Raw genomic sequence first — 24,960 nt, 5'->3', positions numbered from 1 at the left:
CCGAGGGCTCGGCGATGACGGAAAGACTTTCTACCATTAAGGAGAGCGTAATGGAATTTGACCCGGAGCGTCTGGACGCTTTCCTGCGCACCTCGATCCCTGGCCTCAAAGGACTGATGCACTTGGAGCGCATCTCGGGCGGGCAGTCCAATCCAACGTTCTTTGTGACCTACGATAACCGCCGGCTTGTTCTTCGCAAGCAGCCGTCTGGCAACCTGCTGCCATCCGCCCATGCAGTCGATCGCGAATACCGGGTCATGGCGGCGCTGCGGACTGTCGGCGTTCCGGTGCCTGCCATGGTTCTATACTGCGACGACCGGGAGGTTATTGGGACCTTATTCTACATCATGGAGCGTCTTGAGGGCCGCGTGTTTCACGATGCCGCTCTGCCAGGCGTCACCGCGCAGGAGCGCGGGCAGATGTACCGATCGCTGGCACAGGCGTTGGCTGCCCTTCACAATGTGAATCCGGCCGCTGTGGGCTTGTCCGATTACGGCAAGAGCGGGAACTACTTCAAGCGCCAGATCTCCCGCTGGACGAGGCAGTGGGAACTCTCTCGTACCCGTGACGATGCCAACATCGAGCACTTGATCGCATGGCTGCCCCGCAACATTCCAGAGGATGACGTGACAGGCGTGTCGCATGGGGATTACCGCGTCGGCAACGTCATGTTTCATGAGACAGAGCCGCGGGTGATCGCAATCCTCGATTGGGAGCTTTCAACGCTCGGGCATCCATTGGCCGACCTCGCCCACGCCTGCATGGGCTGGCATTCCAGGCCTGAGGAGTACGGAGGTCTCGAGGGCTTGGATCTGGTTACGCTCGGCCTTCCAACTGAGGCCGAGTTCGTGAAGACCTACTATGACGCCGCCTGTCATAACATACGTATGACCAGCTTCCATATGGCCTTCGCGCTTTTTCGTTTCGCGGTCATTTTTGAGGGTATCGCGGCACGGGCGAAGGCTGGTAATGCCGCCGATTCCGAGGCGGAGAAAGTCGGCCCTTTATCCGCTCGGTTTGCCCAACATGCGCTCAATGTTTTGCGAGGCCGTGGATAAAATCGGTCGTCATACTAAGCAAGACGTGGGGCCAGGCGTTCCGGCGAAGAAGGTGGGCGCAACGTTAGCGCCCACCCTGTACCGTTGATTTAGCTCTTCTTTACGAGGGCGCAGCCGCCTTCCGCCTCCGGCCGGAAGGCCTGATCACCAGGAACTGTGGCGAGTGTCTTGTACAGATCCCAATCTCCTTTCGATTCTTGCGGCGTCTTGACCTGGAAGAGGTAGGCGTCATGGATCTTGCGACCGTCCGCACGAATCCGGCCTTTGCCGAAGAGCGGATCGTCGGTCGGCATTTCCTTCATCTTTGCCATCACCTGCTGGGCATCCTTGCTGTTCAAGCCCTCGACAGCCTTGAGATAGTGGAGAACGCCAGCGTACACGCCTGCATGGACCATCGTCGGCATCTTGCCACCGAAGCGCTCTCCGAAGCGCTTGGAGAAAGCTCGAGTCTGATCATTCAGATCCCAGTAGAAGGTCTCGCTCAGGACCAGGCCTTGTGCCGTCTTGAGGCCAAGAGCCTTTACATCGGATGCAAAAACAAGCAGTCCGGCAAGAGCCTGACCACTCTGTGTCAGACCAAACTCGCCGGCCTGCTTGATGGAGTTGACAGTGTCGCTGCCCGCGTTGGCAAGTCCAATTACCTTGGCTCCTGAGGATTGAGCCTGCAGGAGGAAGGACGAGAAGTCTGATGTTGGAAATGGAGCTCTGACGGATCCGACGACCTTGCCCCCATTCTTCTGAATCACGGCTGTAGTATCGCGTTCAAGAGCGTGGCCAAATGCGTAATCAGCCGTGATGAAGAACCATGTCGAGCCGCCTTGTTTCACCATTGCACCGCCAGTCACATTGGCCAGTTGCACAGTGTCATAAGTCCAATGCACAGTGTTCGGTGAACACTGAGAACCCGTAAGATCTGACGCCGCTGCGCCGGAGTTGATAAAAATTTTGTTCTTGTCGCGAGTAATCTGGCTGACTGCTAGTGCGACCGAGGACGTTGGTACGTCGAGTATCACATCGACCCCTTCCTGATCATACCATTGCCGAGCGACACTGGAGCCGACATCCGGCTTGTTTTGATGGTCTGCGGTAATCACCTCAGCCTTGATGCCCTTATTTGCCGTTTTGGCTAAAAAGTCCTCCACCGCCATGCGGGCGGCAACAGCGGAGCCCTCACCGCCAATATCTGAATAGGCGCCGGATCGGTCGCTCAATACACCGAGCTTGATCGAAGTCTGCGCCTGAGCTGTGCTGGCAGCAAGCCCGGCAACAATAACAGCCAGTGAAATCAACGTGGAATTCATCAGTCGTTCCTCCTGTTGCTTCATTATGTTTGGCGAACAATTTACACTGCCCCGCGCGAATAGGCTATGCAATACTCGTGGTTGCCCGGCAGGTCTCAGCTGGGCTTGGCAAGATAATAGCTCTGCTGTTGGCTGGAGGCCCAGGGGCTAATGATAGGCTATTTTGAGCAGATCTGCGCGTTGCTCGCAAAATTCCAGTAAAAGATCTACTCCTTCGCCCCGTTTGCTGCTGTATTGGTATTTCGGTCAGACCAGGTATCTCTGTCACTAACATCTGCACCTAGAATAAGCTCAATGCCTCCATGCGTTCTTAGTCAGATACCCACGACTTGTCCCGTAGCTCCTGAACAACTTTGGTATATCAATGGTGGCGCATGACAACAGAGATTAGTGGAGCTACCAAGATTTTTGGCATCATTGCTGATCCAATCCAACACGTACAAACACCGCAGGTATTCAACGACGTTCTACGAGCGCGGGGCGTGGATGGTGTGCTTGTCCCGTTTCATATCAGCAAGGACGATCTTGCCGCTTGCATTGATGGCCTCCGCCACATGAGAAACCTCGGAGGCCTCATTGTAACAGTGCCGCACAAGGTCCGCATGTTAGCTATGTGCGATGAGGTTACTGAACGCGCGAGGCGCATTGAGGCGGTCAATGTTGTGCGAAGAGAACATGACGGCCGTCTTGTAGCAGATATGCTCGATGGTGAAGGGTTTGTCTCTGGACTCCGTCATGGTGGGATAGAACCAGCGGGTAAGAGGGTATATTTGGCTGGGGCTGGCGGCGCCGCCAATGCGATTGCTTTCGCGCTTGCAGACGCACGTGTTAGTCATTTGACTGTGGCAAACCGGACAAAAATTAAGGCGCAAGAATTGTGTGAGAGAATCCGTGAATACTATCCTGACCTGCGTGTGGACGTTGGTACCGATGATCCTTACGGCCACGAGGTCCTTGTCAACGCTACTTCGCTCGGCCTTTGCACCTCCGATCCTTTGCCGTTTGATGTCAGCAGGCTCGCGCCAAGCAGTATCGTGGCGGAGATCATCATGAAACCAGCGGAAACTTCATTGATGGCGGTGGCTCGGAGCAGAGGCTGCCGCATTCATCCTGGCCTGCCCATGTTGCAGAGCCAAATCGCTCTGCTGGCTGACTTTTTGAAGGTAGGTCAATAGATCTTGACAACTTGTTTGGCGGGGCGCTGCAGTGGATGTGTTCGATTACATTATTGTTGGTGGCGGAACTGCAGGGTGTATTCTCGCTGCACGCTTAAGTGCCTCCTCGAGCCGAACCGTTCTCCTGCTTGAGGCGGGTGGGCAAGGAAAACACATTTGGGTTACGGTACCGGCTGGCTTCAGCAAGCTTCTCGCTGGTGATAAGTTCAACTGGCGCTTCCAGACAGAGCCGGAGCCCAACGTCTATGATCGCATTATCGTAGTGCCGCGCGGCAAGGGGCTTGGGGGATCAAGCCTCATTAACGGTATGATCTATGTGCGCGGGCAGGCGCTGGATTACGACACCTGGGCTCAGATGGGGGCAACTGGGTGGAGCTTTCAGGATGTGCTTCCCTATTTCAAAAAGCTGGAGAATTTCAAGGGTGGCGGAGACCTGCGCGGCCGCGGCGGGCCGATGAGCATCGAGCGTGTCGCAGTGCGCCATGAAATGGCAGACGCCTTCATCCGCGCCGCGGTCGAGGCAGGGTTTCCGGACAACGCCGACTATAACAGCCATGATCAAGAAGGCTTCGGCTACTACCAAGTCACCCAGAAAGGAGGGCGGCGCTGGAGCGTTGCCGACGCTTATCTTCGCCCTGCCCTCTCCCGCCCGAACCTAAAGGTGCTGACGGATGCGCATGTAACACGCGTCGATTTCGAGGGAACGCGCGCGGCCGGCGTCACCTATTACCTGGGCGACCAGAAGCGGCAGGCGAAGGCGCGGGCGGAGGTGATCCTCACCGCAGGCGCAGTGCAGACGCCGCACCTCCTCGAACTTTCAGGCGTCGGCGATCCGCAGGTTCTCGGCAAAGCGGGCATTCCGGTGTTTCATGATCTGCCGGGCGTGGGCAGGAATTACAGCGACCACTTCGCAACGCGGATGAACTGGCGCGTGAAACTGCCGATCACCCTGAACGAGCGCACCCGCGGCTGGCGTCTGGGGCTTGCGGTCGCGCAGTATCTCCTTCGCCGCGAGGGCATCCTAACCCTCGGGACTGGCCTGGCGCATGGGTTCGTCAAGACGCGGCCGGAACTCAGCACGCCGGATGTGCAGTATTTTTTCATGCACGCCAGCTACGGTGACGCCGCCACTCGCGCGCTCGACCGGGAGCCCGGCATGACGATTGGCGTCACACAGTTGCGACCGGAATCCCGGGGCACGATTCACATCAAGTCGCCCGACCCGCGAACGCCGCCGGCCATTCGCCCGAACTTTTTATCCATGCCAACCGATCAGGAAACCCTTGTGGGCGGTATGCGCATTGCCCGCTCCATCGTCGAGCAGCCGGCGATGGAGCGCTACCGGGCCCACGAGATGAACCCGGGGCCCAACGTCCAGACTGACGAGGAGTGGCTCGACTTTGCCAGGCGCAACGGTCAGACCATCTACCATCCGGTCGGCACCTGCAGCATGGGCCACGGACCCGAGGCCGTGGTGGACTCAAGCCTGAAGCTTCGGGGCCTAGAGGGCTTGCGCGTTGCCGATGCCTCCGTGATGCCCACCATCGTGTCCGCCAACACGCAGGCCGCCGTGATGATGATTGCCGAAAAAGCCGCCGACCTGATTGCAGCAGAGCGCCGGTAATGCGGCGCTCGGGTCGGAAGATCTCACGGTAGATTTTAGCTTGAGCGTTTCAAGCGGAAGCGCACTAATACTGTTGCGCATAGGTATTCGAACAAAGTCGTATGCCATCAAGGTGCTTTTCCGCCTAATCTTGTCGAAGGGCCGATCGAAGAGCCCGACGGGAGAAGGACGCCTCGATGCCAAACCAGCCTCTCGATCTGCAGCTATCCCTGCTGCGCGGCGAGTCGCCGTGCCCAATCAACCTCTCGCGCCTTGGACGCCCTGGCTCCATGCGCATGAAAACCCAGACGAAAGCCGCCATTTCCGACCGCTTGGCCGTGCGGCTCCTAATGCTCATCGCGTCCCGCCGCCTGCCGTCTGGATCGCGTCTGCCCCCCGAGCGGCATATCGCCGAAGCGCTCTCGGTCAGCCGCGGCCGCGTGCGCGCTGCCCTCGACCGACTGAAGACTGAGGGCTACCTGGAATCGGTCCAGGGCTCGGGCACCCGGGTGGCGGACAGCAACAGTACCCAAAGCCTCGAGCACCTCACGGCGGCCCACATGGCCAACCTGCGCGACTTGGAGGAGATCTGCGTCGAACTCGACCGCTGGGCGCTAACCCGCGCGGTGCTGCAAGGCACGCGGGAGCAGATCGAGAAGGTCATCGCACTTCTGACGTCGGTGCCCTGCCCCGCCAGGCTCCCGGATCGGGAGGTGGAGCTACGCCTCGCCATCGCGGACGCGTCGGGCAGCGAGACGTTCCGCCTCCTCATCGGCCATCTGGTGCGCGGCCTCGAAGGCTATTTCTGGCGCGACGCTCCGGGGGGGTACACGGCATCCGCGAGGAGGCAGTTGCGCGCCGCATCGAGCCGCCTCGCACGCGCCCTGCAGGCGCGCGACCTGCCTGCTGTTGAGACCATCATGGCGGCCCGCGCCGCGTTGCTGCGGGAGCGCTCAGGGTGCACGGCGTCGCGCCATGCGCCGGTGGATCTTGAGACCGACCTTCTGAACGACCTTCTCGTGAGCCATCCGGACCACCTGCGCAACCGCCTAGCCCGGGAAATCGCCGCAATGATGGCGCGCCAGCGCCTCAAGCCCGGAGAGAGGATAATGAGCGAGCGACAGCTGGCGGACGTGTTCGGGGTCAGCCGCATGACCGTTCGGGAAGCTCTCGCCCAGCTCAAGGAGCAGGGCTTCGTATCGAGGCACGCGCGCAGCGGCACCCATGCGGAGGAAGCCGTGGATGCAAGCGAAGCCTTGAGCCTGCAGGAGTTGAGCCGGCAGAGCTACCGCAACTTTAGCGACCTGTGCTCCCTCCGGCACTTCCTGGAAACCTGGTCCGCGACCCGGGCAGCCGTGACTGCAAGTGAGGAGGATCTTGCGGACATGCGCCGCATTCTGTCGGAAATGCGCCGCCCAATCGCAGCGGCGCGGCGCAAGATCGACCTGGACCTGCAGCTTCACCTCACGATTACCCGGGCATCCGGCAGCGCAGTCAACCTCTACATCACAGAAGTGCTGCGCGACGCGATCTCGGCCTATTTCGATTTTACCCTCACCGAGCTCTTCGTGGACCCGGGCAGCAACGAACTTCTGCTGAGCCAACATGAGGACATTGTGCGCGCCATCCTGGCTCGTGACCCGGAGGGTGCGCGCGGGGCGATGACCAGGCACCTGGAAATGTTCCGCAACCGCTTCGAGCAGGCTTGTGGCCCCGCCGCGCCCTGGGACAGCGCCTTGCATTAACTGAGGCGGCGCGTCCCTTGTTGGAAAACGCCGCCTCTTTCGCACTATTTGCCGGTGAAGACCGGCTTGCGTTTTTCGCGGAAGGCGTTGACAGCCTCCTGGTGATCGGCTGTGCGGTTCGACAGCGCTTCGTAGGCGACGCTCGCGTCCATTACGCCGTGAACGATGCGCTTCAGCTCGATGTTGGTGGCGATCTTCGACCAGCGAATGGCTTTGGTGGCTCCGTTGAGGAGCTTCTGGACGTAGGCGTCCACCGCCGCATCAAGCTCCTTGGGCGGAACCGCATGGTTGATCAGGCCCATTTCGGCCGCCTTGCGGGCCGGGATCAGCTCGCCACTCATTAGATATTCCTTTGCACGCGCGTAGCCGATGAGCTGCGGCCAGATAGCGGGCCCACCATCGCCGGCCACGAACCCGATGGACACATGCGGATCTCCGATCTTCGCCTCGTCAGAGGCGAAGATTACGTCGCAGAACAGCGCAAGCGTCGCGCCTAGGCCTGTGGCGTGGCCGTTGACCTTCGCAATCAGGGGCTTCTCCAAGTCGAGTATGGAGAAGACGATGCGCTTGGCTTCGCGGGCCGTCTGCTCGAAGGTTTCCGGCTGGTCGATCATCTCCTGCATCCAGCCGATATCGCCGCCGGACGAGAAGGCGCGCCCCGCGCCCGTGAAAACGACCACGTCGCTGTCCCGGTCGCTCGCGACGTCATAGAACACCTCGGCCAGTTCCTCGTGCATCACCTTGTCGGAGGCGTTGAGGAAGTCGGGCCGGTTCATGGTGATGGTGAGAAGCCGCCCATTGCGCTCCACTTTCAGGGTTTCATATCGTTCTTCGATCGGTATGCGCTTCATGATTGTCACGTCTCATGCTGGGTTGAGGGAATGAACAAGTCGCCGAGTCGGGCGATATGCGCCTCTGTGGAGCCGAACAGGGCGGAGACGGTCTGAAGGCGCTTGTAGACGTGGCCAATGCGGTAGTCTTCGGTCAGGCCAATGCCGCCGCTCACCTGAATGCAGCGCGACGCCGCCGTCAGCCCCTCGCGTCCCAGGAAAACCTTCAGGGCGGAGGCAGCTTGCGCGCGCTCGTCAGGCGAGCCTTCCAAGGCCACCGCGCCCCATAACAGCAGGGAGCGCATCTGCTCGATCTCGCAGAAGCTCTCCGCCATCTTATGCTGCACCGCCTGGAAGGATGAGAGCGGCGCACCAAACTGGGTTCTCTGCTTGACGTAATCGACCGTGAGCTCAAGCCCGCCCTCCAAGGCCCCGAAGGCCTCTGCGCAGGCCCCAATCACGGCGCGATCGTTTAACTCTTCGAGCAGCCTGAAGGCCGTCTCTCCGCGCGCGAGTACCGCATCGTCCGGAATGGCCAGATCCTCAAAATAAAGGGTGGATGCGCTGCGCCCGTCAATGAGCCTAGAGTCCGCGCGGCGCACCGCATCGCTCGCAGGCAGCAGGAGCAGGCTGGCCCCGTCGGCAGACCGGGAGCCTACGGCGACCAGCCAGTGGGTTGCCTCAGCGGCACCCAACGCAAGGCTGCCCTTCCCTTCCAACCGCATGGTGCTGCGGGAGAGGTGCAGGCTGCCATCCGGCACATAGGCGAAACGGATTTCGCCTGCGGCCAGCTTTTCCGCGAGAGGTATCGCCACGGCTTCGTTCATGGCCGAGAGAGCCTTTGGGGCCAGTAGCACGTTGGCGAGGAGCGGAGCATCATGAAGGACGCGGCCAGCCTCTTCCAGGATGGAAAGAAGCTGGTTGCCGTCGCCTTCGAGGCCACCCAGTCGCTCCGGCAGGCCCAAGGCGAACCAACCCAGCTCCGCTGCAGAGCGCCAGTGGGCGGCGCGGTCCGCCCGGCGCAAGCGGCCCTCGTCCCAGGCATAGGTATCCTCAAGGAAACGGCGAGAGGTGTCGCGAAGTAACGTGTCCTCCGCGCGGGTTTGTTCTGAGCGCCGCATGGTCCCTCCCCTTACATTCCAAGCACGCTACGCGCGATGATCGTTTTCTGGATTTCGTTGCTGCCCGCGTAGATGGTCACGACGCGGCGGAACAGGTGACGCTCGGTCCAACCCTGCGCTTCCTGGGCCAGTAGGCTGTCGCCCTCGTGCTCGGCCTTGATTCCCTCCTCACCCAGCACCTCCATGGCGAGCTCGGTGATGCGCTGCTGCAGCTCAGAGCCGATGATCTTGACGATAGAGGCCTCCGGACCAGGCTCGCGGCCTTCGGTCTGGTCGGCCAGAACGCGCAAAACGGTGATCTCAAGGGACACGAGGTTCGCCTCGACAAGAGTGAAGCGCCGGCACATAGCCGGCTCGTCGATGAGGCGTCCTCCTCCGGAGCCGGGCAGCGCCGCGGCTAGATCCTTGAGCCTGGTGAACTCACGGCGGGAGCGGTGCACCTGCGCGTTGTTGGTGCGCTCGTGGCTCAGGAGGAATTTCGCGTAGGTCCAGCCCTTGTCCACCTCGCCGATCAGCCCGTCGTCAGGCACAAAGACATTGTCCATGAAGGTCGTGTTGACGCTGTGGCCGCTGTCAATGGTGATCACGGGCTGAAGCGAAATGCCCTTGTCCTTCATATCGACAATGAAGAGCGAGAGACCGGCCTGAGGCTTCACGTTAGGGTTCGTGCGAGCAAGGCAGATCATGAGATCCGCGAAATGCCCTTCCGAGGTCCATGCCTTCGACCCATCAATGATCCAGCCCCCCTCTACCTTGCGAGCGGTGGTGCGCACAGCCGCTAGATCCGAGCCTGCATCGGGCTCGCTGTAGCCTTGACACCAGAACGTCTCGCCGGAGCGGATGCCCGGCAGATAGCGCGCCCGCTGCTCGGAAGAGCCGAAGGTGTAGATGGTAGGCCCCACCAAATAGAGGCCGAACACGCTCAGCGGCGGAGCGTCCCCGCTCGCGCATTCCGCCTCGAAGATGAACCGCTGGATCGGCGTCCATCCAGGACCGCCATACTCGGTAGGCCAATGGTGAACGGCCCACCCGCGCTTATCCAGGATGGTGTTCCAGCGCGCCATGTCCTCCCGTGCGAGATGGATGCCGTCGCGGGTCTTCTGCGCCAGATCGGTGGGCAGGTTCTCTCGGATGAATGCGCGCACCTCGTCCCGAAAGGCTATCTCATCTGCGGTGAAGAAAGCGTCCATGGCGGGTTCCTTATGGCACGAGCACGAGCGAGCCGGACGTCACGCCGGCTTCAAGCTGGCGGTGCGCCTCGCCGGCATCCTGGAGGGGAAGACGGAGGCCCACGGTGGCTTTCACCTTCCCGGAGGTGATCATGGCGAACATCTCATCCGCACCAGCCTGCAAATCCGGCAGGGTGCGCAGATGGGCGAAAACCCCAGGTACGGCTACGGAGAGCGAGCGTTGAGGGCCGAGCTGGGCGAGATCGAGTTTTGCCAAGCCGTCGCCGATCTGCCCGAGATTGACCGCCAACCCGAACGGCTTCAGGCAGTCGAGGGAACGTTCAAGAATACTGCCGCCGAGCCCCTCGTAAACGACTTCGACGCCTGCGCCGTCGGTCAGGAGCTTGGTCTCGGCCACGAAGTCCTGCTCGCGGTAAAGGATCACGTCGGAGCAGCCGGCCTTCAGCGCCAGTTCTCCCTTGGCCTCGGAGCCGACCGTGCCTATGACCCTCGCGCCGAGCGCCCTCGCCCATTGGGTGATGAGCAACCCGAGCCCGCCGGCCGCCGCGTGTACCAAAACCGTATCGCCCGCCCCCAGCGGGCGCACACGGGTGATCAACATGTGCGTGGTCATGCCCTGAAGCATCAGCGCCGCGGCGTCTTCGAAGCCAACAGCGTCTGGGATCTTCACAAGGCTCTTCTCAGCCATAAGGCGTGCGCTCACATAGGAGCCGATGGGCGGACCCGCATAGGCGACCCGGTCGCCTGGCTTCAGACGGGTCACGCCCTCGCCCACCACCTCCACGACCCCCGCAGCCTCGACCCCAATAGCGCCCGGCAGATGGGGAATCGGAAAAACGCCTTTGCGGTGATAGACGTCGATGAAGTTGATCCCCACGGCATGCTGGGTCAGCAGCACCTGCCCTGGTCCCGGGGCGGGCAGATCCACCTCTTCAACGGCTAAAGCGTCAGGGCCGCCATAGGCGCGGATTCTGACCTCACGGGCGATCGGCATGGCATCAGTCCTCATCGCGGCGAGTGGCTGCGTGAATGAAGGAAACGCGAAGACCGCAGCCGCGACAACACGCATATTGGTCCGCTGTGAAGACCAAAGCTCGCTTTGACGACGACCCTCCGCCCCGGCGAAATCACGTTAGTTTCGTATCGCGCTTGTGGAGCTGCTTTTAGCCATGTCCGATCCCACTGTTCTGTCTCTCACCGTACCTGACCTTCTGCGCAAGCGCGCCGGCGAAGCGCCCCATCGCATCGCCTTGTCCGCGCACTCTATCAACGGCTGGCGCGACCGGCTCACTTATGCCCAGCTGGTTAATCGGATGGAGTCGACAGCGCGAGGCTTGGCCCGCATGGGCTTCGGCAAGGGAGACCGGATCGGCGTGCTCCTCGGCAATGAGGCGGGCCGCGAATGCATCCTCACTGCGCTCTCCGCCCTTCGCTTGGGTGTGGCGGTCGTGCCGCTTAACACGCGTTATGCGGACGAGGAGCTCGGCCACGCTCTGGAGCTTGTGGAGCCTGCGGCGGTGGTAACCACCACCGATGGAGCGCACCGCATCGCGCGCCTCCACCCCCCAGCAAGAGCCCTGGTGGTGGGTCTAGCCGCCGACGATCAGGAGCGCTGGCCCGAACCTTTGGAAGAGCCCTTTGCCCCTCTCCCGTCGGATCCGGGCGACCAAACACTGTTAGCCTGTCTCCTCTTCACTTCGGGCACAACCGCCCGGTCTAAGGCAGTGATGCACGACCACCGCTCCATGATCGGCGCAGGGCTTTCCTGCGGGACAGCACTCGGGCTCACCGAGCGTGATCTCTATCAAGCGGGATGGCCATTCTTTACAAGCTCCGCCCTCAACCTCGGCTGCATGTCCAGTTGGGTTCAAGGGGGCGGCTTCGTGTTCGAGGAGCCCCTCGATAATGCCGGGCGTTTGCGCCTGATTGCTGCTGAGCAGACCACCTTCTACCACGGTGTGCCGTCGGTGGTGCATTTCATGATCGAGGAATATGCCCGTGGCCGCTTCGACACCACCAGCCTGCGGCGCGTCGGCTATGGCGGCTCGGCCATGCCATCGGAGGTGATCCGCCGCATCTCGGAACGTTGGCCATGGGTAGAGCAGGTTCAGATCTACGGCATGACCGAAAGTGGTCCCTCGGGCTCCCGTCTTCAACCAGCCGACATGTGGCGCAAGCACGGTTCCATCGGAGCGGCTATGCCCTACTGCACCATCGAGATTGTTGACGACGAGGGCAAACTGGTTCCGGCCGGCGCCACCGGCGAGATCGTGATCAAGGGCCCTGGCGTGGCCAGAGGCTACTTTCGCAACCCACAGGCCACCGAAGAGGCGTTTCGCGACGGGGGGATCTGCACCGGAGATGTGGGCCATCTCGACGATGAAGAGTTTCTGTTCTTCACGGATCGCAAAAAGGACGTGATCAACCGGGGCGGCCTGAAGATCGCATCAGTCGCAGTGGAGCATGTGCTCTATCGCTTCCCGGGCGTGCGCGAGGCCGCCGTCGTGTCCGTCCCCCATCCGGACCTGGGAGAGGATGTGGCGGCCTGCGTGGTGCCAGAAGAAGGCGTCGCGTTGGACACGAACGAGATCGCTCGCTTTTGCGCCGACAAGCTTGCTGATTACGAGCGTCCCCGCCAGTGGCTCATTCTTAAGGAACTGCCCAAGAACCCTATGGGCAAGGTGCTGAAGACCGAACTTCGCCGTTTGCTGGAGGATGCCCGCTCGGAAAGCAGGAGGAACAACCTTACTTCCTCTGGGACCTAGATCCCTGCGGGTCAGCGGCATGGAAGACGAACGTCATCTTATGACGCCTCTTCTTTCTTCCGCGCCGCCTGCTCTCGGGCGGTAGCGACGGACGTTCCTGCAACAGCGAAGTTTCCGAGCGCGTAATCCTGCACCATGATCCGCACCTGTTCGGGAGGGCAACCGAGCGTGCGGCACAAGGCCTGCGTCACCTCCGCATACATAGCGTCCTTCTGAGCCTGATTACGCCCCTCCAGCAGAACGATGCTGACGATCGGCATGGCTTTTCCTCCTTGAGGTTGGTTCGAAAAAAGCGACTTCGCTTTGCGAAAAACCCGCAGTGTAAGGGAGCTCATCATGAGTCTCAGAAGAGCTGAGCCATGGGGCTGCAAGCGATTGTATCAATTCGACACGGCGAATTATGGTACAATTCTAGGTATTGTCATAAAACAATATGAAGGTTAGCGTCTATGAAAATAAAACAATCTACCGCGAAAGAATAAGATCGCACGAGCGGCAGGGGCTTAGATGCGGGCGAGTATCCGCATCAAGGAGAGGAAACATGGGACGGATGCCGAGACGCCCGAAGAGCGCTAAACTCACACCCGAACGGCTTGCGCGGTTGAACACTACAAACCTCGCGATCCGCAAAGACATGCCGCGTGCAAATACCCCGAACACGCCTGATCTGCTCACGTGCTCGGTGGAAATGGTCTCATCTGCAGACCAGCGACGAGATTGATCAAGTTACCCATCGTGAGATCGTTCTTGGAGCGCAGGCATATCGACGCCAAAAAACGAGTCCGCGCCCCAAAGACGAAAAACAGACAATTCGTAATCTGGGAGGATCATATGTCTAATCATCGATCACAGCGTACCACTGCCAACAAATCCAACCTGCTGACAGGAGCGCTGACGTTTGGGGCGCTTACGTTTTATGCAAGCTTCGCTTTTGCCCAAGCCGCTCCGACAGTCACCATCGGTTGCGTGCTTCCGCTCTCCGGCGGCTCCGCTAGCGTGGGTAGCCAGACAAAGGTCGGTGCCGAGATCGCCGTGGATCAGATCAACCGCGAGGGAGGGATCAAATCCATGGGTGGCGCCAAGCTGAACGTCGTCTTCGGCGACAGCCAATCCAAGGCCGATATCGGCGTGACCGAAACCGAACGCCTCGTCACCCGCGAGAACGTCGCCGCCCTGTGCGGCGCGTTCAACAGTGCCGTTACCTTCCCGGCGACCGAAGTGGCCGAGCGCTACAAGACCCCTTGGGTGGTGGTCGGCGCCGTGAAGGACGAAATCACGGAGCGCAACTTCAAATACGTTTTCCGCATCAACAACAAGGCCAACTACGACGCCCGCGAACAGGTGGACGCCATCGACCTGCTCTCAAAGGAGACGGGCAAGAAGCCCAAGACCCTCGGCGTTATCTACGAGGGTACCGACTGGGGACGCTCGCATGCAGCGAACATCAAGAAGTTCGCAAGTGAGCGCGGCTATTCGGTCGTGCTCGACGAAGCGGCCCCACCCAACCAAGTGGACTTTTCCAATCAGCTATTGAAGGTTCGTTCGACGAAACCTGAGGCCCTGATCGTGGCCTTCTACACCCCCGACCACCTTATTCTGTCGCGCCAGCTCATGGAGCAGCGCCTGGATGTGCCTTTCGGTATTCACTCGGTGGGCGGCGGTACCGAAGACCCAGCCTTCTATAAGGCCGTCCCGCCGCGCGCTGTGGGCTACTACTTCGTGCAGGAAGACTTCCAGATCGACATCACGGAAGTCACCAAGGATCCGATGATCCTCGAAGCTGACAAGCGCAGCAAAGAAGTGCTCGGCTATCCCATGAGCGCCTACACCGCACAAGGACTATCTGGTGTCTATGTGATCAAGGACGCTCTCGAGCGTGCCGGCTCCGCCGACCGCACGAAGCTCCGCGATGCGCTCGCCGCCACGGACATCAAATCCGGCCCAGCCCTGGCCACCGGCTATCAGCAGATCAAGTTCGACGAGCAGGGTCAGAACACCCATGCTCACGGGGCGATCTCTCAGAACATCGAAGGCAAGCGCCGCACCGTGTGGCCGGCGGAAAACCGTGCGCCGGGCGTGAAGCCGTCGTGGCCCGTGCCGACCTGGTCCGAGCGTCCTAACTCCTGATCAAACCAAGGAGGGCGGCGAACCTGCCGCCCTCGCGTCCGCGAGCCGTCCTTTTCCAAGGAGCAACGGCGCCGGATTCCAATCCGACTGATTAGAGCGTAGCGGAAGTCCATGGACCCTTTTATCTTATCCTTTGCCGTCGTGAACGGCCTCCTGCAAGGTGGCATCTACGGCGGCATTGCCTTAGGGCTCAGCCTCATCTTCGGCGTGTTGCGCGTCGTGAACTTCGCCCACGGGTCGTTCCTGATGCTGTCCCTGTACCTGTCCTTCTGGTGCTGGAACCTGCTCGGCATCGATCCATATCTCAGCGCCATCGTCACAGTCCCGGCCATGTTCGCGCTCGGCTACTTCGTGCAGAGCGTGATCATCTCGCCACTGATCCGCCGCGAGCGGGCGCTGGTTGTTGAGCCCCTGAGCGCCCTGCTTCTCACCTGCGGCGTCTTCCTGGTGCTGGACAACGTCGCCCTGATGGCGTTTGGGCCTGACGTCCGCTCGGTCCAGCTGTCTTATTACCTGCCCTCGCTGATGCTTGGGCCGATCCCGGTGAACATTCCACGCCTGATCGCGGCCTTGGCGGCCATTCTGGTCGCGGTCGGCGTGTCGTTCTGGCTGCGCCACTCCCATGCCGGTCGCGCCATTCGCGCCACAGCGCAGAACCGCGATGCGGCGGCCATGTCCGGCATCGACGTGCCGAAGGTCTACGCCGTAACCTTCGGCCTTGGCTGTGCGATTCTCGGTCTCTTCGGCGCGCTCATCTCGCCCTTCATCCCAGCCACCCCGACCATCGGCCTCGCCTTCGGCATCAAGTCGTTCATTGTGGTGGTTCTCGGCGGCATGGGAAGCATCCCAGGTTCGATCATCGGCGGCCTCGTCATCGGCGTCTTTGAAGCGGTGGCATCGCAATTTGTCACCGCCACCTCCGCCGCCATCTTCTCCCTTGGCCTCTTCATCTTGGTTCTGCTGGTTCGACCGGCCGGCATCATGGGTAAAGCATGACAGTTTCCACCATCCCTCTCGACAGAACCGCTCCGGTCGGCTTCTCCAAAGGGCCAGCCCTGGCGTTGATTGTGCTGCTCCTGGCGGCGGGCCTTCCGCTTGTCACGCAGGACAGCTTCTTCATTCACTCGGCCATCATGGTGCTGTTCTTCGCCTACATGGCGACGGCCTGGAACTTCCTGTGCGGCTATGTGGGACAGCTCTCCCTCGGCCACGCCATGTTCAGTGGCATGGGCGGCTACGTGTCCGTGCTGCTGTTCACCACCTTTGGGCTCTCGCCCTGGCTCGGCATGATTGTGGGCGGGCTCGCAGCGGCCGCTCTCTCGGTGGTGATCGGCTACCCGACTTTCCGCCTCAAGGGCCCGTACTTCACCCTCACCACCATCGCTTTCGCAGAGATCGTGCGCATCTGGGTGGAGAACACCGACACCTTCCTGGGCTTCCACATCAAAGGGGCCGAAGGCCTGGTGGTGCCGATGGTCGGCGAAAGCTTCGCGGCCTTCCAGTTTGGCGGCAAGATTCCCTACTACTACATCATCCTCGGCATGCTGGCGCTCGCTATTCTTGCGACCCTGATCATGGAGCGCTCGAAGCTGGGCTACTGCCTCAAAGCGATCCGGGGAGACCGCGACGCAGCGGAGGCGCTTGGGATCTCCCCCACCCGCTACACGCTGACGGCCTTCGCCATCAGCGCGTTCATGACGGCGCTGGGCGGCAGCTTCTACGCGCAGTTCTTCCGCTACATCAATCCCGAGCGAAACATGGGCACCGAGCTCTCCATCGACATGGCCCTGATGAGCATCATCGGCGGTCAGGGCACGGCCTTCGGACCACTGATCGGCGCGCTGATCCTCACGCCGTTAGCAGAAGTCACGCGGGGCTATCTCGGTGGCACCTTCTTGGGTCTGCACCTCGTCATCTACGGCATCGTGTTGATGCTCGCGGTGCTCTACTTCCCGAAGGGCGTCCTGGAGCCCCTGAAGAACTTGGCGGTGGGCCTCTTCCGCAGGAGGAATCCGGCATGAGCGGGTCGCTTCTCGAAGTCAACGGCATCTCCAAACGCTTTGGCGGATTGCAGGCCGTCAAGAAGCTTTCGTTCAACGTAAACGAGGGCGAGATCCTCGGCTTGCTCGGTCCGAATGGCGCAGGCAAGACCACCGCCTTCAACATGATTGCTGGATTCCACAAGCCTGACGAGGGCACGATCAAGCTCGGTGGCCACAACATCGCAGGTTCCAAGCCCTGGGAAGTGTGCCGCGCCGGCATCGGCCGCACCTTTCAGCTCTCCAAGCCCTTTGGTGACCTCACCGTGGTGGAGAACCTCATGGTAGGCGGCTTTTCCCGCAGCTCTGATCGGAAGCGCATCCGCGCGGCCGCCGAGGAGATTGCGGCGTTCCTCGGCCTCGAGCGGAAAGGTGATACGGAAGCCCACAACCTGACAGCCTTTGACCGCCGCAAGCTTGAACTGGGACGCGCCCTGTCCACGCAGCCGCGCCTACTCCTCATGGACGAGGTCGTAGCGGGTGCTACCCCCAACGAAGCCAGCGAGATGGTCGAGTTGGTGAAGAAGGTAAGGGCGCGCGGCGTCAGCGTGCTCATCGTCGAGCACGTCATGAAGGTGATCATGGCGCTCAGTGACCGGGTGATCGTGCTCGACTATGGCTCCCTCATCGCAGACGGCAAGCCGAAAGACGTCGTCACCTCCCCCGAAGTCCTCAAGGCATACTTTGGAGAGCGTTATGTACAAGCCCGCACTTAAGATTGCCGGGCTCACCTCGGGCTATGGTGACATCCGTGTCCTGCGCGGCGTTGACCTTGAGCTGAAGCCGGGCACCATCGTGGCCCTCATCGGCGCGAACGGCGCAGGCAAGACCACTCTGCTGCGTACTATCTCCGGCCTCGTGAAGGCGGACTCCGGCTTCTCGGAACTCTATGGAGAGTCCATCCACGGCCTTGCGCCTCACAGGGTGGTTCAGGCCGGCTTCGTTCAATCGCCCGAAGGCAAGCAGCTGTTCGCCGACATGACCATCCTGGAAAACCTGATGGTCGGCGCGCACAGCAAGCGAGCCTACGAGCGGCGCAATGAAACGCTAGAAGAGGTCTATGAGCTCTTTCCCATCCTGGCCGAGCGCCGCTACCAGAGGGCTTCCACCCTGTCGGGCGGACAGCAGCAGATGGTGGCCGTCGGCCGAGCGCTGATGGCCCTACCCAAGGTGCTTGCCCTCGACGAGCCGTCGCTGGGTCTTGCGCCCATCATGGTGGACCGACTCTTCGAGTCGATTGCGAAGATCCGCGAGCGCAATCTCTCCATCCTCATCATCGAGCAGAACGTGTTCCAGGTGCTCGAAATGGCGGATTACGGCTACGTGCTGGAAAATGGCCAGATCAGCCTCTCCGGCACGGGAGCCGAACTGCTCGGCAACTCGCATCTGCGCGCCACCTATCTCGGCCTTTGATCAGGAAAACCGTCATGTCCCCTACAAACGACTCATCCCGGAAGACCGCTGTCGTGACAGGCGGCGGAACAGGCCTGGGCCTTGCCTGCGTCAAGCGCCTCATGCGCGAGGGTTATCAGGTGCATGTGCTCGGCAAGGATACCGAGGAGGATCTTCGCGCCCCCTCCATCACCTTCACAGATTTCGACGTGACGAACGAGGCCGCGGCTCTCGACTTCGCTGCATCCATCGGGGAGGTCGACACGCTGGTGAATGCCGCCGGCATCATCCTGCACGATCGCCGGGAGTTCTCCACCGAGGGATTCCGCCGGGTTGTCGACGTCAACCTCCATGGCACACAGATCATGGCCTCCGCCCTGCACGCGAACCTGAAGGCCAGGAAGGGATCGGTACTCAATTTCGCCTCCATGTGGTCCGTCTTCGGCTCGGGTCGCAATCCGGCCTACTCCGCGAGCAAAGGCGCCGTGCTTCAGCTAACCCGCTCGCTCGCCGTCGCATGGGCGGAGGACGGCATTCGCGTGAATGCGGTCGCGCCAGGATGGATCAAGACGCGCATGTCCGTGAATGCCATGAGCGATCCTGTGCGCAGCGAGGCCATCATGCGCCGCGTTCCCCTGGGCTACTGGGGCGACCCGGAGGACGTGGCCGCCGCAGCCTGGTTCCTTATCTCGCCCGAGGCCCGCTACATCACTGGCGTCATGCTGCCCATCGACGGCGGCTACTCCATTGCCTGATTGCGCTGACCTGACAAGTTTCATTGGGAGAAAACCGTGACGCCGGCTTTATCGAACGACACGCTGTCTTTCGCTTTTCTGAAGGAGAAGGCGCATCAGCTGCGCCGCAACATGCTGGTTCAGGCCGCCGGGAAGGGACAGGGCTATCTTGGCCAGGGGCTCGGGCTCGCGGAGTTCTTCTCTGTCCTCTACTTCCATGAGCTGAAGTACGATCCGCAAGATCCTCACGCAGAGAACCGTGACCGCTTCTACATGTCCACGGGCCATTACTCGATCGCGCTCTGGGCGGTGCTGGCGGAGATCGGATATATCCCCAAGGATATGCTGCCGACCTACGGAGCGGATGAGAGCCCGCTTGAGATGAGCACCATCGAAGGCCGCGTTCCCGGCGTCGAGATGACGGGCGGCTCCCTCGGCCATGGCCTCGGCATCGCGGTCGGGGCAGCTTTGGGCCTGCGGCTCAAGGGCAGCCAGTCGCGAGTCTTCGTGGAAACCTCCGACGGCGAACTGCAGGAAGGCTCGACCTGGGAGGCCGCCACCGCCGCCGCCGCCTTCAAGTGCGACAACCTTGTGGCCTTCCTCGACTGCAACGGCATCCAGGCGGACGGCATGCTCGTGGTCCCCATCGAGCCCGTGGCCGACAAGTGGCGCGCCTTCGGCTGGGACGTGTTCGAGATCGACGGAAATTCTCTCGAGCAGCTCGTCGGCGCGATGCAATGGGCCCGCGCCACCCGGGGAAAGCCCAAGATGGTTGTGATGCGCACCAAGCCCGGCAAGGGCATCGCGCGGCTTGAGGCTCGCGAGCAGGCGCACTTCATCCGCGTCGACGCGGATGAATGGGACCTCATCTCTCGTGAATTGGAGCAGGAAAATGCCTAAGGGCCAAACGCTGGGAATGGGTGAACTCGAAACCGTCGAGAACCGCCCTTTCGAAACCGCTCCGTTCGCCAAGGGGGCCATCGCGGCGAATGAAAAGCGCGACGACATCGTGGTGCTGACGGCGGACCTGGGCAAATATACGGATGTCTACCCGTTCCGGGACCGCTTCCCCGACCGGTTCTACAATGTGGGCATGGCCGAGCAGGCGCTGGTAACGGTGGCGGCCGGTCTCTCCCGCACCGGCTGGACCGCCTATTGCACTACGTATGGGGCGTTCGCAACGCGCCGCGCCCATGACTTCCTGGCCATCGCCTGCGCGCATGGCGGGGCGAACGTCAAGATGTTCGCCGGCAATCCCGGCCTGACCACGGGTTATGGCGGTACGCACCAGGCTATCGAGGATCTTGCCCTCATGCGCGCGGTGCCGGACATGACCGTGATCGACCCGTGCGACGCGACCGAGATGCGCCAGATCGCCGAGCAGGCAGGCGAGATCGACGGCACGGTCTATTGCCGGCTCCTGCGCGGCAACGTACCGGTGGTGTTCGATCCGGCCACCTACAAGTTCGAACTCGGCAAGGCCAAGCGCTTCGGCGACGGAGCCGATATCGGCTTCATCTCCACCGGCTTCATGACGGAACGCTGCCTGGACGCCGCCCGCGACCTCGCCCGCATGGGCGTGAAAGCGTCGGTGCTTCACTGCGCCACAATCAAGCCCTTCGACCGGGATGGCGTGGCGGAGTTCGCCGCATCGGTCGACAAGGTGGTGACCGCCGAAAACCACGTGCTCATCGGGGGCCTCACCTCGGTGGTGCTGGATGCGCTCCAGGAGGCCTCCATCCTGAAGCCGATGCTCAAGATCGGCATTCCGGACCGCTTCATCGAGTGCGGCTCCATCCCCTATCTGCAGAACAAGTACGGCCTCACGGCTGAGCGGGTTCGGGACTCAGTGGCCGATTGGCTGGGCGTGCGCGCAGAGGCAGCGGAGTGATGACCATGCGCGACCTGAAGGTTTTCGGCTCACCCGGTCTGTATGTGCAAGGCCCCGGAGCCATCCAGGAACTTGGCCAGCTGATCGCAGGCATCGGCGAGCGAGCGCTGCTGGTCTCGGACGAGATGGTCTGCAACCTGCTCGTCCCGAAAGTCGAGCCGGTTCTGGCTGCTGCGGGCGTCGAGTTCGCCTGGGTCGGTTTTACGGGGGATGTGACGCCCCAGAACGTGGAGCGGATGACGGACGAGAAGCAAGACTTCGCACCCGACGTGGTCATCGCCGCGGGCGGCGGCAAGGGCATGGATGCGGGCAAGGCCGTATGCCGGGCGTTCGGCGCACGGCTGGTCAGCCTGCCGACGGCGGCCTCCAACGATGGCCCCACGAGCCGCAACTTCGTGTTCTACGACGATAACCACAAGCTGCTCTCCGTGGAGAAGCTCGCCCGCAATCCCGATCTGGTGCTGGTGGATACCTCCATCATCATCAATGCGCCCCCTGCCCTGCTCGTGTCCGGGATCGGCGACGCTTTGGTCAAGCGCTTCGAGGCGGCGCAGTGCGTGGCGGCGAACGGGCCCAACATGTTCGGCGGACGAGCCACCCTCACGTCCCCGTTCCTGGCCGAGATGTGCGACCGCGTCCTGCGCGAGAACTCCGTCGCGGCGCTCGCGGCCGTGCGCGCACGCACGCCGGATGAATCCTTCGAGAAGATCATCGAGGCCTGCTTCCTCCTGTCCGGCCTCGGCTTCGAGGGCTCCGGCCTTTCCATCGCGCATGCCATGACCCGCGGGCTCAGCGCCGTTCCGCAGACCGCTGCGGCGCTCCATGGCTATCAGGTGGCCTACGCGCTGCTCGTGCAGTTTGTGCTCGAGCGCAGGAGCGACGACTTCATGCGGGAGCAGTTCGCCTTCTACCGGCAGGTCGGGCTTCCCATCAGCCTCGGCGATCTCGGCCTCACATCCGCGAGCCCGCAGGACCTAGAGACCATTGCCACTCTCACGCACCGCGCGCCACACACGAGCAACTTCGAGCGCGAACTAACCCCGGACGATCTTGTCGAGGCCATGAAGCGCCTTGAAGCGATCAGCGCCGACTACCCGGCCCGCGCCGCATAACGAAAGCCGTTTCAAAGGTTGATTTCATGAATGTCGTGGATCGCGCATTGCAGAGAGAACCGGATGAGCAGGCCCGCCTGCCCTATCGCCACCCGCAGCCGAAGGAGTCTCCGCCCGAGCTGGTGATCCCGAGCGTCATCCCAGAGGACGAACGCCTCTGGGTGCCGCAGCAGACCAATGTCTGGATGCGTCCCCTGCTGCTCTGCGCCAGCCGCGGCTATTGGATGAATTTGCTGCGGGTGAGAAAGTCCGGCGTGCTCTCGCGCCACCGCCACCCGCAGCCGGTTCACGCCTATGTGCTGAAAGGAAGCTGGCGCTACCTGGAGCACGATTGGGTCGCCCAGGAAGGGGGCTATGTCTATGAGGCTCCGGGGGAGACGCATACGCTGGTTGTCGACGAGCATGTGGAAGAGATGATCACGCTCTTCCAGGTGAACGGTGCCATGATCTACGTTGACCCGGACGGCAACACCCTCGGCCATGAGGATGTCTTCACCAAGATCGACCTGTGCCGCCGGCACTATGCCTCGGTGGGCTTGGGAGAAGAGTTCGTCGACCAGTTCATCCGGTAGCGCCGATGAAAGCCACCCTGTCTGCAGAGCCCCGGCTGATCGACGTCGGGTTCTTTCCCTCCTGGCAGGATGCGGTGGTCCGCCATGCGGACCTCGACCCCAACCATCATGTGACGAACAGCGTCATCTGCTCCTGGTTCGACGACGGACGCTATGCCCTCCTTGTCCGCGTCCTGAGACCTCTTCTGGACCCGGCCGAAGTGCTCGCGCTGGCGAATGTCGCCATCGACTTCCATGCGGAAATCCGCTTTGGCGAGGTTCCAAGGATCGGCACCGCGATCCTGAGGCTCGGAGGCAGTTCCATCGCCATGGGCCAGGGCATCTTCGTGGGGGACCGCTGCGCCGCCACGGCCACGTCCGTGACGGTCGTGGCCAGTGGGCCGGAGCGGCGCGCCCGCGCCCTGACGGAAAACGAGCGCGCGGCGCTGACTCCTTATTTCGGCCGCTGACGGTTTTTCAGCGGCCCTCCACGATAGCACGCACGAAGCGCGGCAGGTCGACCTGGTACTTCGCCTCAAGATACTCCTGAGAGCCGCACTCGAAGAAGCTGTCCGCCAAGCCGATCTTGATGAGCGGCTTCATGATGCCTGCCTCGTACAGCGCTTCGATTACGAGAGTCGCGAGGCCGCCGGTAGTCTTGTGGTTTTCCGCCACGATCAGCCGGTCAAAGCGCTGGGCGAAGGACAACACCGTTTCCTTGTCGAAGGGCTTGATCGTCGATACGTGAAGAACCGCCGCATCGAGGCCCTGACCGGCGGCAGCGTCCGCCGCATCGCGCGCCCGGGCCGACATGTAGCCCGTGGAGATGACGCCCACGTCCCGGCCCTCACGGATAATTTTGGCCTTGCCCACCTCGAACTTGTAGTCGGATCCCAGCTCCACGGGCACCTTGCCGCGCAGGCTACGCACGTAGACCGTTCCCGGGATATCGGCCACCGCGCGAACCACCTGCTTCAGCTCGGTGGCGTCGCAAGGATCGATGATCGTCAGATCCGCGATGCCGCGCATCATGTTGATGTCCTCGGTCGCCTGATGGGTCGCCCCATAGCCGTTCACCAGTCCCGGCATTCCGGCGAAGATCTTCACGTTGGCCATGGAGTGCGCGCAGGCGATGGACACGAAGTCGTAGGCGCGCCGGGTGATGAAGACCGAATAGGTGGTGCAATAGGCGATCTTGCCGGCCTTCGACATGCCCGCCGCGATCATGATCAGATCCTGCTCGGCCATGCCCACGTTGAAGAAGCGGTTGGGATGCGCATCGCGGAACGGAAGGATATCGCTGTAGCGACCCATGTCGGCGGTCAGTCCCACGATCTCGGGCCGCTCGTGGGCGAGCTCTGCCAGGGTGCGGCCGAACGGAGCGATTTCCGTGACCTTGCCCTCCACGTCGATCAGTTCACCCATGCCGCGGGTGCGGCCGACGGCGTGCAGAGCTTCAGCCATTTTCCTTCTCCAGTTCAGCCTTGAGGGAATCCCATTCGCTGTTGTCGACGCGCACGAAATGGGCGCGCTCGCGAGCCATCAGGGTCGGCACGCCGAACCCTGGGGTGGTGCGCATCACGATGGCCTTGGGGCGTCCGTCCTGCTCGCGGGCGTTCGCCAGCGCCGACACAAGCGCCTCCATGTCGTTGCCGTTGACCTCGACCGTGTCCCATCCAAAGGCAGTGAACTTGTCGGCCACGGGGTCGATCTTCACTGTGACCGGGCCGTCGGCTTGGATGCCGTTGCAATCGATGAGCCCCACGAGGTTGTCGCACTTGAAGGTCGCCGCTCCCATGGCGGCCTCCCAAGTCGAGCCTTCCTGCAGTTCGCCGTCCGAGAACTCGCAGAACACGCGGGCTGGCGAGCCATCCACCTTCAGGGCCATGGACATGCCGACCGCCTGGCCCAAGCCGTGCCCGAGGGATCCGCCGACGATCTCCACGCCCGGAATGTCGTCGAATGTGCTCATGGGCAGTCGTGAGCCGTTGAGCCCGTAGGTGGGCAGCTCCGTCTCGTCGAGATATCCGGCCTCGGCCAGAACCGCATACATGGCGATCGAGTAATGTCCGGTGGACAGCAGAAAGCGGTCCCGGTCCTGCCACTTGGGATCGGCTGGGTCGTAGCGCAGTTCATGAAAGTAGAGAGCCGCCAGGCAATCGGCCATGCCAAGGCCTTGGGCGATGTAGCCCTCGCCCTTTCCGCTTGCCATGTTGAGCATCTTGCGCCGCAGGCTGAGCGCACGGCCCTTCAGGGCTCTGATGTCCGGGTTCTCCGGGGGATGATTCAGTGTGGACATGAATGAACTCCAGACAGAACGTTCAGC

24 protein-coding genes are annotated in these 24,960 nt (G+C 61.9%); 16 read left to right on the top strand and 8 right to left on the bottom strand.

What is annotated here, in order from left to right; translation table 11 throughout:
- Nucleotides 1–50 precede the first annotated feature (50 nt).
- Nucleotides 51–1,058, top strand: a complete 1,008-nt coding sequence (locus IC232_RS08540) for a phosphotransferase family protein (protein ID WP_210335287.1) — start codon at nucleotides 51–53, stop codon at nucleotides 1,056–1,058.
- Nucleotides 1,059–1,147: 89 nt separating this feature from the next.
- Here the strand turns inward: IC232_RS08540 and IC232_RS08535 are convergent, their stop codons facing one another.
- Nucleotides 1,148–2,359: an ABC transporter substrate-binding protein gene (locus IC232_RS08535; RefSeq protein ID WP_190844504.1), complete on the bottom strand. Its 1,212-nt coding sequence runs from the start codon at nucleotides 2,357–2,359 to the stop codon at nucleotides 1,148–1,150.
- A gap of 374 nt (nucleotides 2,360–2,733) precedes the next feature.
- On the opposite strand from IC232_RS08535, the gene IC232_RS08530 reads away from it, so the two are divergent.
- The 3 genes from IC232_RS08530 to IC232_RS08520 all read left to right on the top strand — a co-directional run bounded on the left by IC232_RS08530 (nucleotide 2,734) and on the right by IC232_RS08520 (nucleotide 6,882).
- A complete protein-coding gene (locus IC232_RS08530) occupies nucleotides 2,734–3,534 on the top strand; it encodes a shikimate dehydrogenase family protein (RefSeq protein ID WP_190844503.1) in 801 nt (266 codons plus the stop codon).
- Between the two features lie 31 nt (nucleotides 3,535–3,565).
- Nucleotides 3,566–5,158: a GMC family oxidoreductase gene (locus IC232_RS08525; protein WP_190844502.1), complete on the top strand. Its 1,593-nt coding sequence runs from the start codon at nucleotides 3,566–3,568 to the stop codon at nucleotides 5,156–5,158.
- A 176-nt stretch (nucleotides 5,159–5,334) separates the two neighbouring features.
- Complete coding sequence (locus IC232_RS08520) at nucleotides 5,335–6,882, top strand: FadR/GntR family transcriptional regulator (RefSeq protein WP_190844501.1); 1,548 nt, start codon at nucleotides 5,335–5,337, stop codon at nucleotides 6,880–6,882.
- A gap of 44 nt (nucleotides 6,883–6,926) precedes the next feature.
- On the opposite strand, the gene IC232_RS08515 is transcribed toward IC232_RS08520, so the two are convergent.
- Genes IC232_RS08515 through IC232_RS08500 form a run of 4 tightly spaced genes read right to left on the bottom strand, consistent with a single transcriptional unit; the run spans nucleotide 6,927 to nucleotide 11,017 of the window.
- A complete protein-coding gene (locus IC232_RS08515; RefSeq protein ID WP_190844500.1) occupies nucleotides 6,927–7,733 on the bottom strand; it encodes an enoyl-CoA hydratase/isomerase family protein in 807 nt (268 codons plus the stop codon).
- Nucleotides 7,734–7,738: 5 nt separating this feature from the next.
- A complete protein-coding gene (locus IC232_RS08510; protein ID WP_190844499.1) occupies nucleotides 7,739–8,833 on the bottom strand; it encodes an acyl-CoA dehydrogenase family protein in 1,095 nt (364 codons plus the stop codon).
- A gap of 11 nt (nucleotides 8,834–8,844) precedes the next feature.
- Nucleotides 8,845–10,023, bottom strand: a complete 1,179-nt coding sequence (locus IC232_RS08505) for an acyl-CoA dehydrogenase family protein (RefSeq protein ID WP_190844498.1) — start codon at nucleotides 10,021–10,023, stop codon at nucleotides 8,845–8,847.
- A 10-nt stretch (nucleotides 10,024–10,033) separates the two neighbouring features.
- The gene (locus IC232_RS08500) at nucleotides 10,034–11,017 is read right to left on the bottom strand and encodes a quinone oxidoreductase family protein (RefSeq protein ID WP_190844497.1); all 984 of its coding nucleotides are present in this window, start codon (nucleotides 11,015–11,017) and stop codon (nucleotides 10,034–10,036) included.
- A gap of 175 nt (nucleotides 11,018–11,192) precedes the next feature.
- Between IC232_RS08500 and IC232_RS08495 the strand changes: the two genes are divergently transcribed.
- Nucleotides 11,193–12,788 (top strand): class I adenylate-forming enzyme family protein, encoded by a 1,596-nt coding sequence (locus IC232_RS08495; RefSeq protein ID WP_190844496.1) that lies wholly within the window; start codon nucleotides 11,193–11,195, stop codon nucleotides 12,786–12,788.
- Between the two features lie 38 nt (nucleotides 12,789–12,826).
- On the opposite strand, the gene IC232_RS08490 is transcribed toward IC232_RS08495, so the two are convergent.
- Entirely contained in the window at nucleotides 12,827–13,048 is a 222-nt protein-coding gene (locus tag IC232_RS08490; protein WP_190844495.1) for a tautomerase family protein, read from the bottom strand.
- 571 nt (nucleotides 13,049–13,619) lie between these two features.
- Here IC232_RS08490 and IC232_RS08485 point away from each other — a divergent pair.
- From IC232_RS08485 to IC232_RS08435, 11 genes are all read left to right on the top strand, one after another.
- Nucleotides 13,620–14,915, top strand: coding sequence for an ABC transporter substrate-binding protein (locus IC232_RS08485; protein WP_190844494.1), 1,296 nt, complete (start codon nucleotides 13,620–13,622; stop codon nucleotides 14,913–14,915).
- A 111-nt stretch (nucleotides 14,916–15,026) separates the two neighbouring features.
- A complete protein-coding gene (locus IC232_RS08480; RefSeq protein ID WP_190844493.1) occupies nucleotides 15,027–15,911 on the top strand; it encodes a branched-chain amino acid ABC transporter permease in 885 nt (294 codons plus the stop codon).
- The gene (locus IC232_RS08475) at nucleotides 15,908–16,936 is read left to right on the top strand and encodes a branched-chain amino acid ABC transporter permease (protein WP_190844492.1); all 1,029 of its coding nucleotides are present in this window, start codon (nucleotides 15,908–15,910) and stop codon (nucleotides 16,934–16,936) included. The genes IC232_RS08480 and IC232_RS08475 overlap by 4 nt, the downstream gene beginning before the upstream one ends.
- A complete protein-coding gene (locus IC232_RS08470) occupies nucleotides 16,933–17,670 on the top strand; it encodes an ABC transporter ATP-binding protein (protein WP_190844491.1) in 738 nt (245 codons plus the stop codon). The genes IC232_RS08475 and IC232_RS08470 overlap by 4 nt, the downstream gene beginning before the upstream one ends.
- Nucleotides 17,651–18,367 (top strand): ABC transporter ATP-binding protein, encoded by a 717-nt coding sequence (locus IC232_RS08465; protein WP_190844490.1) that lies wholly within the window; start codon nucleotides 17,651–17,653, stop codon nucleotides 18,365–18,367. The genes IC232_RS08470 and IC232_RS08465 overlap by 20 nt, the downstream gene beginning before the upstream one ends.
- A gap of 14 nt (nucleotides 18,368–18,381) precedes the next feature.
- A complete protein-coding gene (locus IC232_RS08460; protein WP_190844489.1) occupies nucleotides 18,382–19,101 on the top strand; it encodes an SDR family NAD(P)-dependent oxidoreductase in 720 nt (239 codons plus the stop codon).
- Between the two features lie 36 nt (nucleotides 19,102–19,137).
- Nucleotides 19,138–19,980: a transketolase gene (locus tag IC232_RS08455; protein ID WP_312895129.1), complete on the top strand. Its 843-nt coding sequence runs from the start codon at nucleotides 19,138–19,140 to the stop codon at nucleotides 19,978–19,980.
- Entirely contained in the window at nucleotides 19,973–20,971 is a 999-nt protein-coding gene (locus tag IC232_RS08450; protein WP_190844488.1) for a transketolase family protein, read from the top strand. The genes IC232_RS08455 and IC232_RS08450 overlap by 8 nt, the downstream gene beginning before the upstream one ends.
- Nucleotides 20,972–20,976: 5 nt before the next feature.
- On the top strand, nucleotides 20,977–22,083 hold the full coding sequence (locus IC232_RS08445; protein WP_190844487.1) for a glycerol dehydrogenase: 1,107 nt from the start codon (nucleotides 20,977–20,979) through the stop codon (nucleotides 22,081–22,083).
- A 26-nt stretch (nucleotides 22,084–22,109) separates the two neighbouring features.
- The gene (locus IC232_RS08440; RefSeq protein WP_190844486.1) at nucleotides 22,110–22,655 is read left to right on the top strand and encodes a 2,4'-dihydroxyacetophenone dioxygenase family protein; all 546 of its coding nucleotides are present in this window, start codon (nucleotides 22,110–22,112) and stop codon (nucleotides 22,653–22,655) included.
- A gap of 5 nt (nucleotides 22,656–22,660) precedes the next feature.
- Nucleotides 22,661–23,104: an acyl-CoA thioesterase gene (locus IC232_RS08435; RefSeq protein ID WP_190844485.1), complete on the top strand. Its 444-nt coding sequence runs from the start codon at nucleotides 22,661–22,663 to the stop codon at nucleotides 23,102–23,104.
- A 7-nt stretch (nucleotides 23,105–23,111) separates the two neighbouring features.
- Here IC232_RS08435 and IC232_RS08430 read toward each other — a convergent pair whose 3' ends face one another.
- Together IC232_RS08430 and IC232_RS08425 are read right to left on the bottom strand one after the other, a co-directional pair.
- Nucleotides 23,112–24,098, bottom strand: coding sequence for a transketolase family protein (locus IC232_RS08430; RefSeq protein ID WP_190844484.1), 987 nt, complete (start codon nucleotides 24,096–24,098; stop codon nucleotides 23,112–23,114).
- Nucleotides 24,091–24,933, bottom strand: a complete 843-nt coding sequence (locus IC232_RS08425) for a transketolase (RefSeq protein ID WP_190844483.1) — start codon at nucleotides 24,931–24,933, stop codon at nucleotides 24,091–24,093. Before IC232_RS08425 ends, IC232_RS08430 begins: the two co-directional genes overlap by 8 nt.
- Nucleotides 24,934–24,960 lie beyond the last annotated feature (27 nt).

The organism is Microvirga sp. (assembly GCF_014699075.1).
In the GTDB taxonomy this organism is placed as follows: domain Bacteria; phylum Pseudomonadota; class Alphaproteobacteria; order Rhizobiales; family Beijerinckiaceae; genus Microvirga.
The sequence above is the reverse complement of the archived record's forward strand: the minus strand, read 5'-3'. Positions and strand labels throughout refer to the sequence as shown.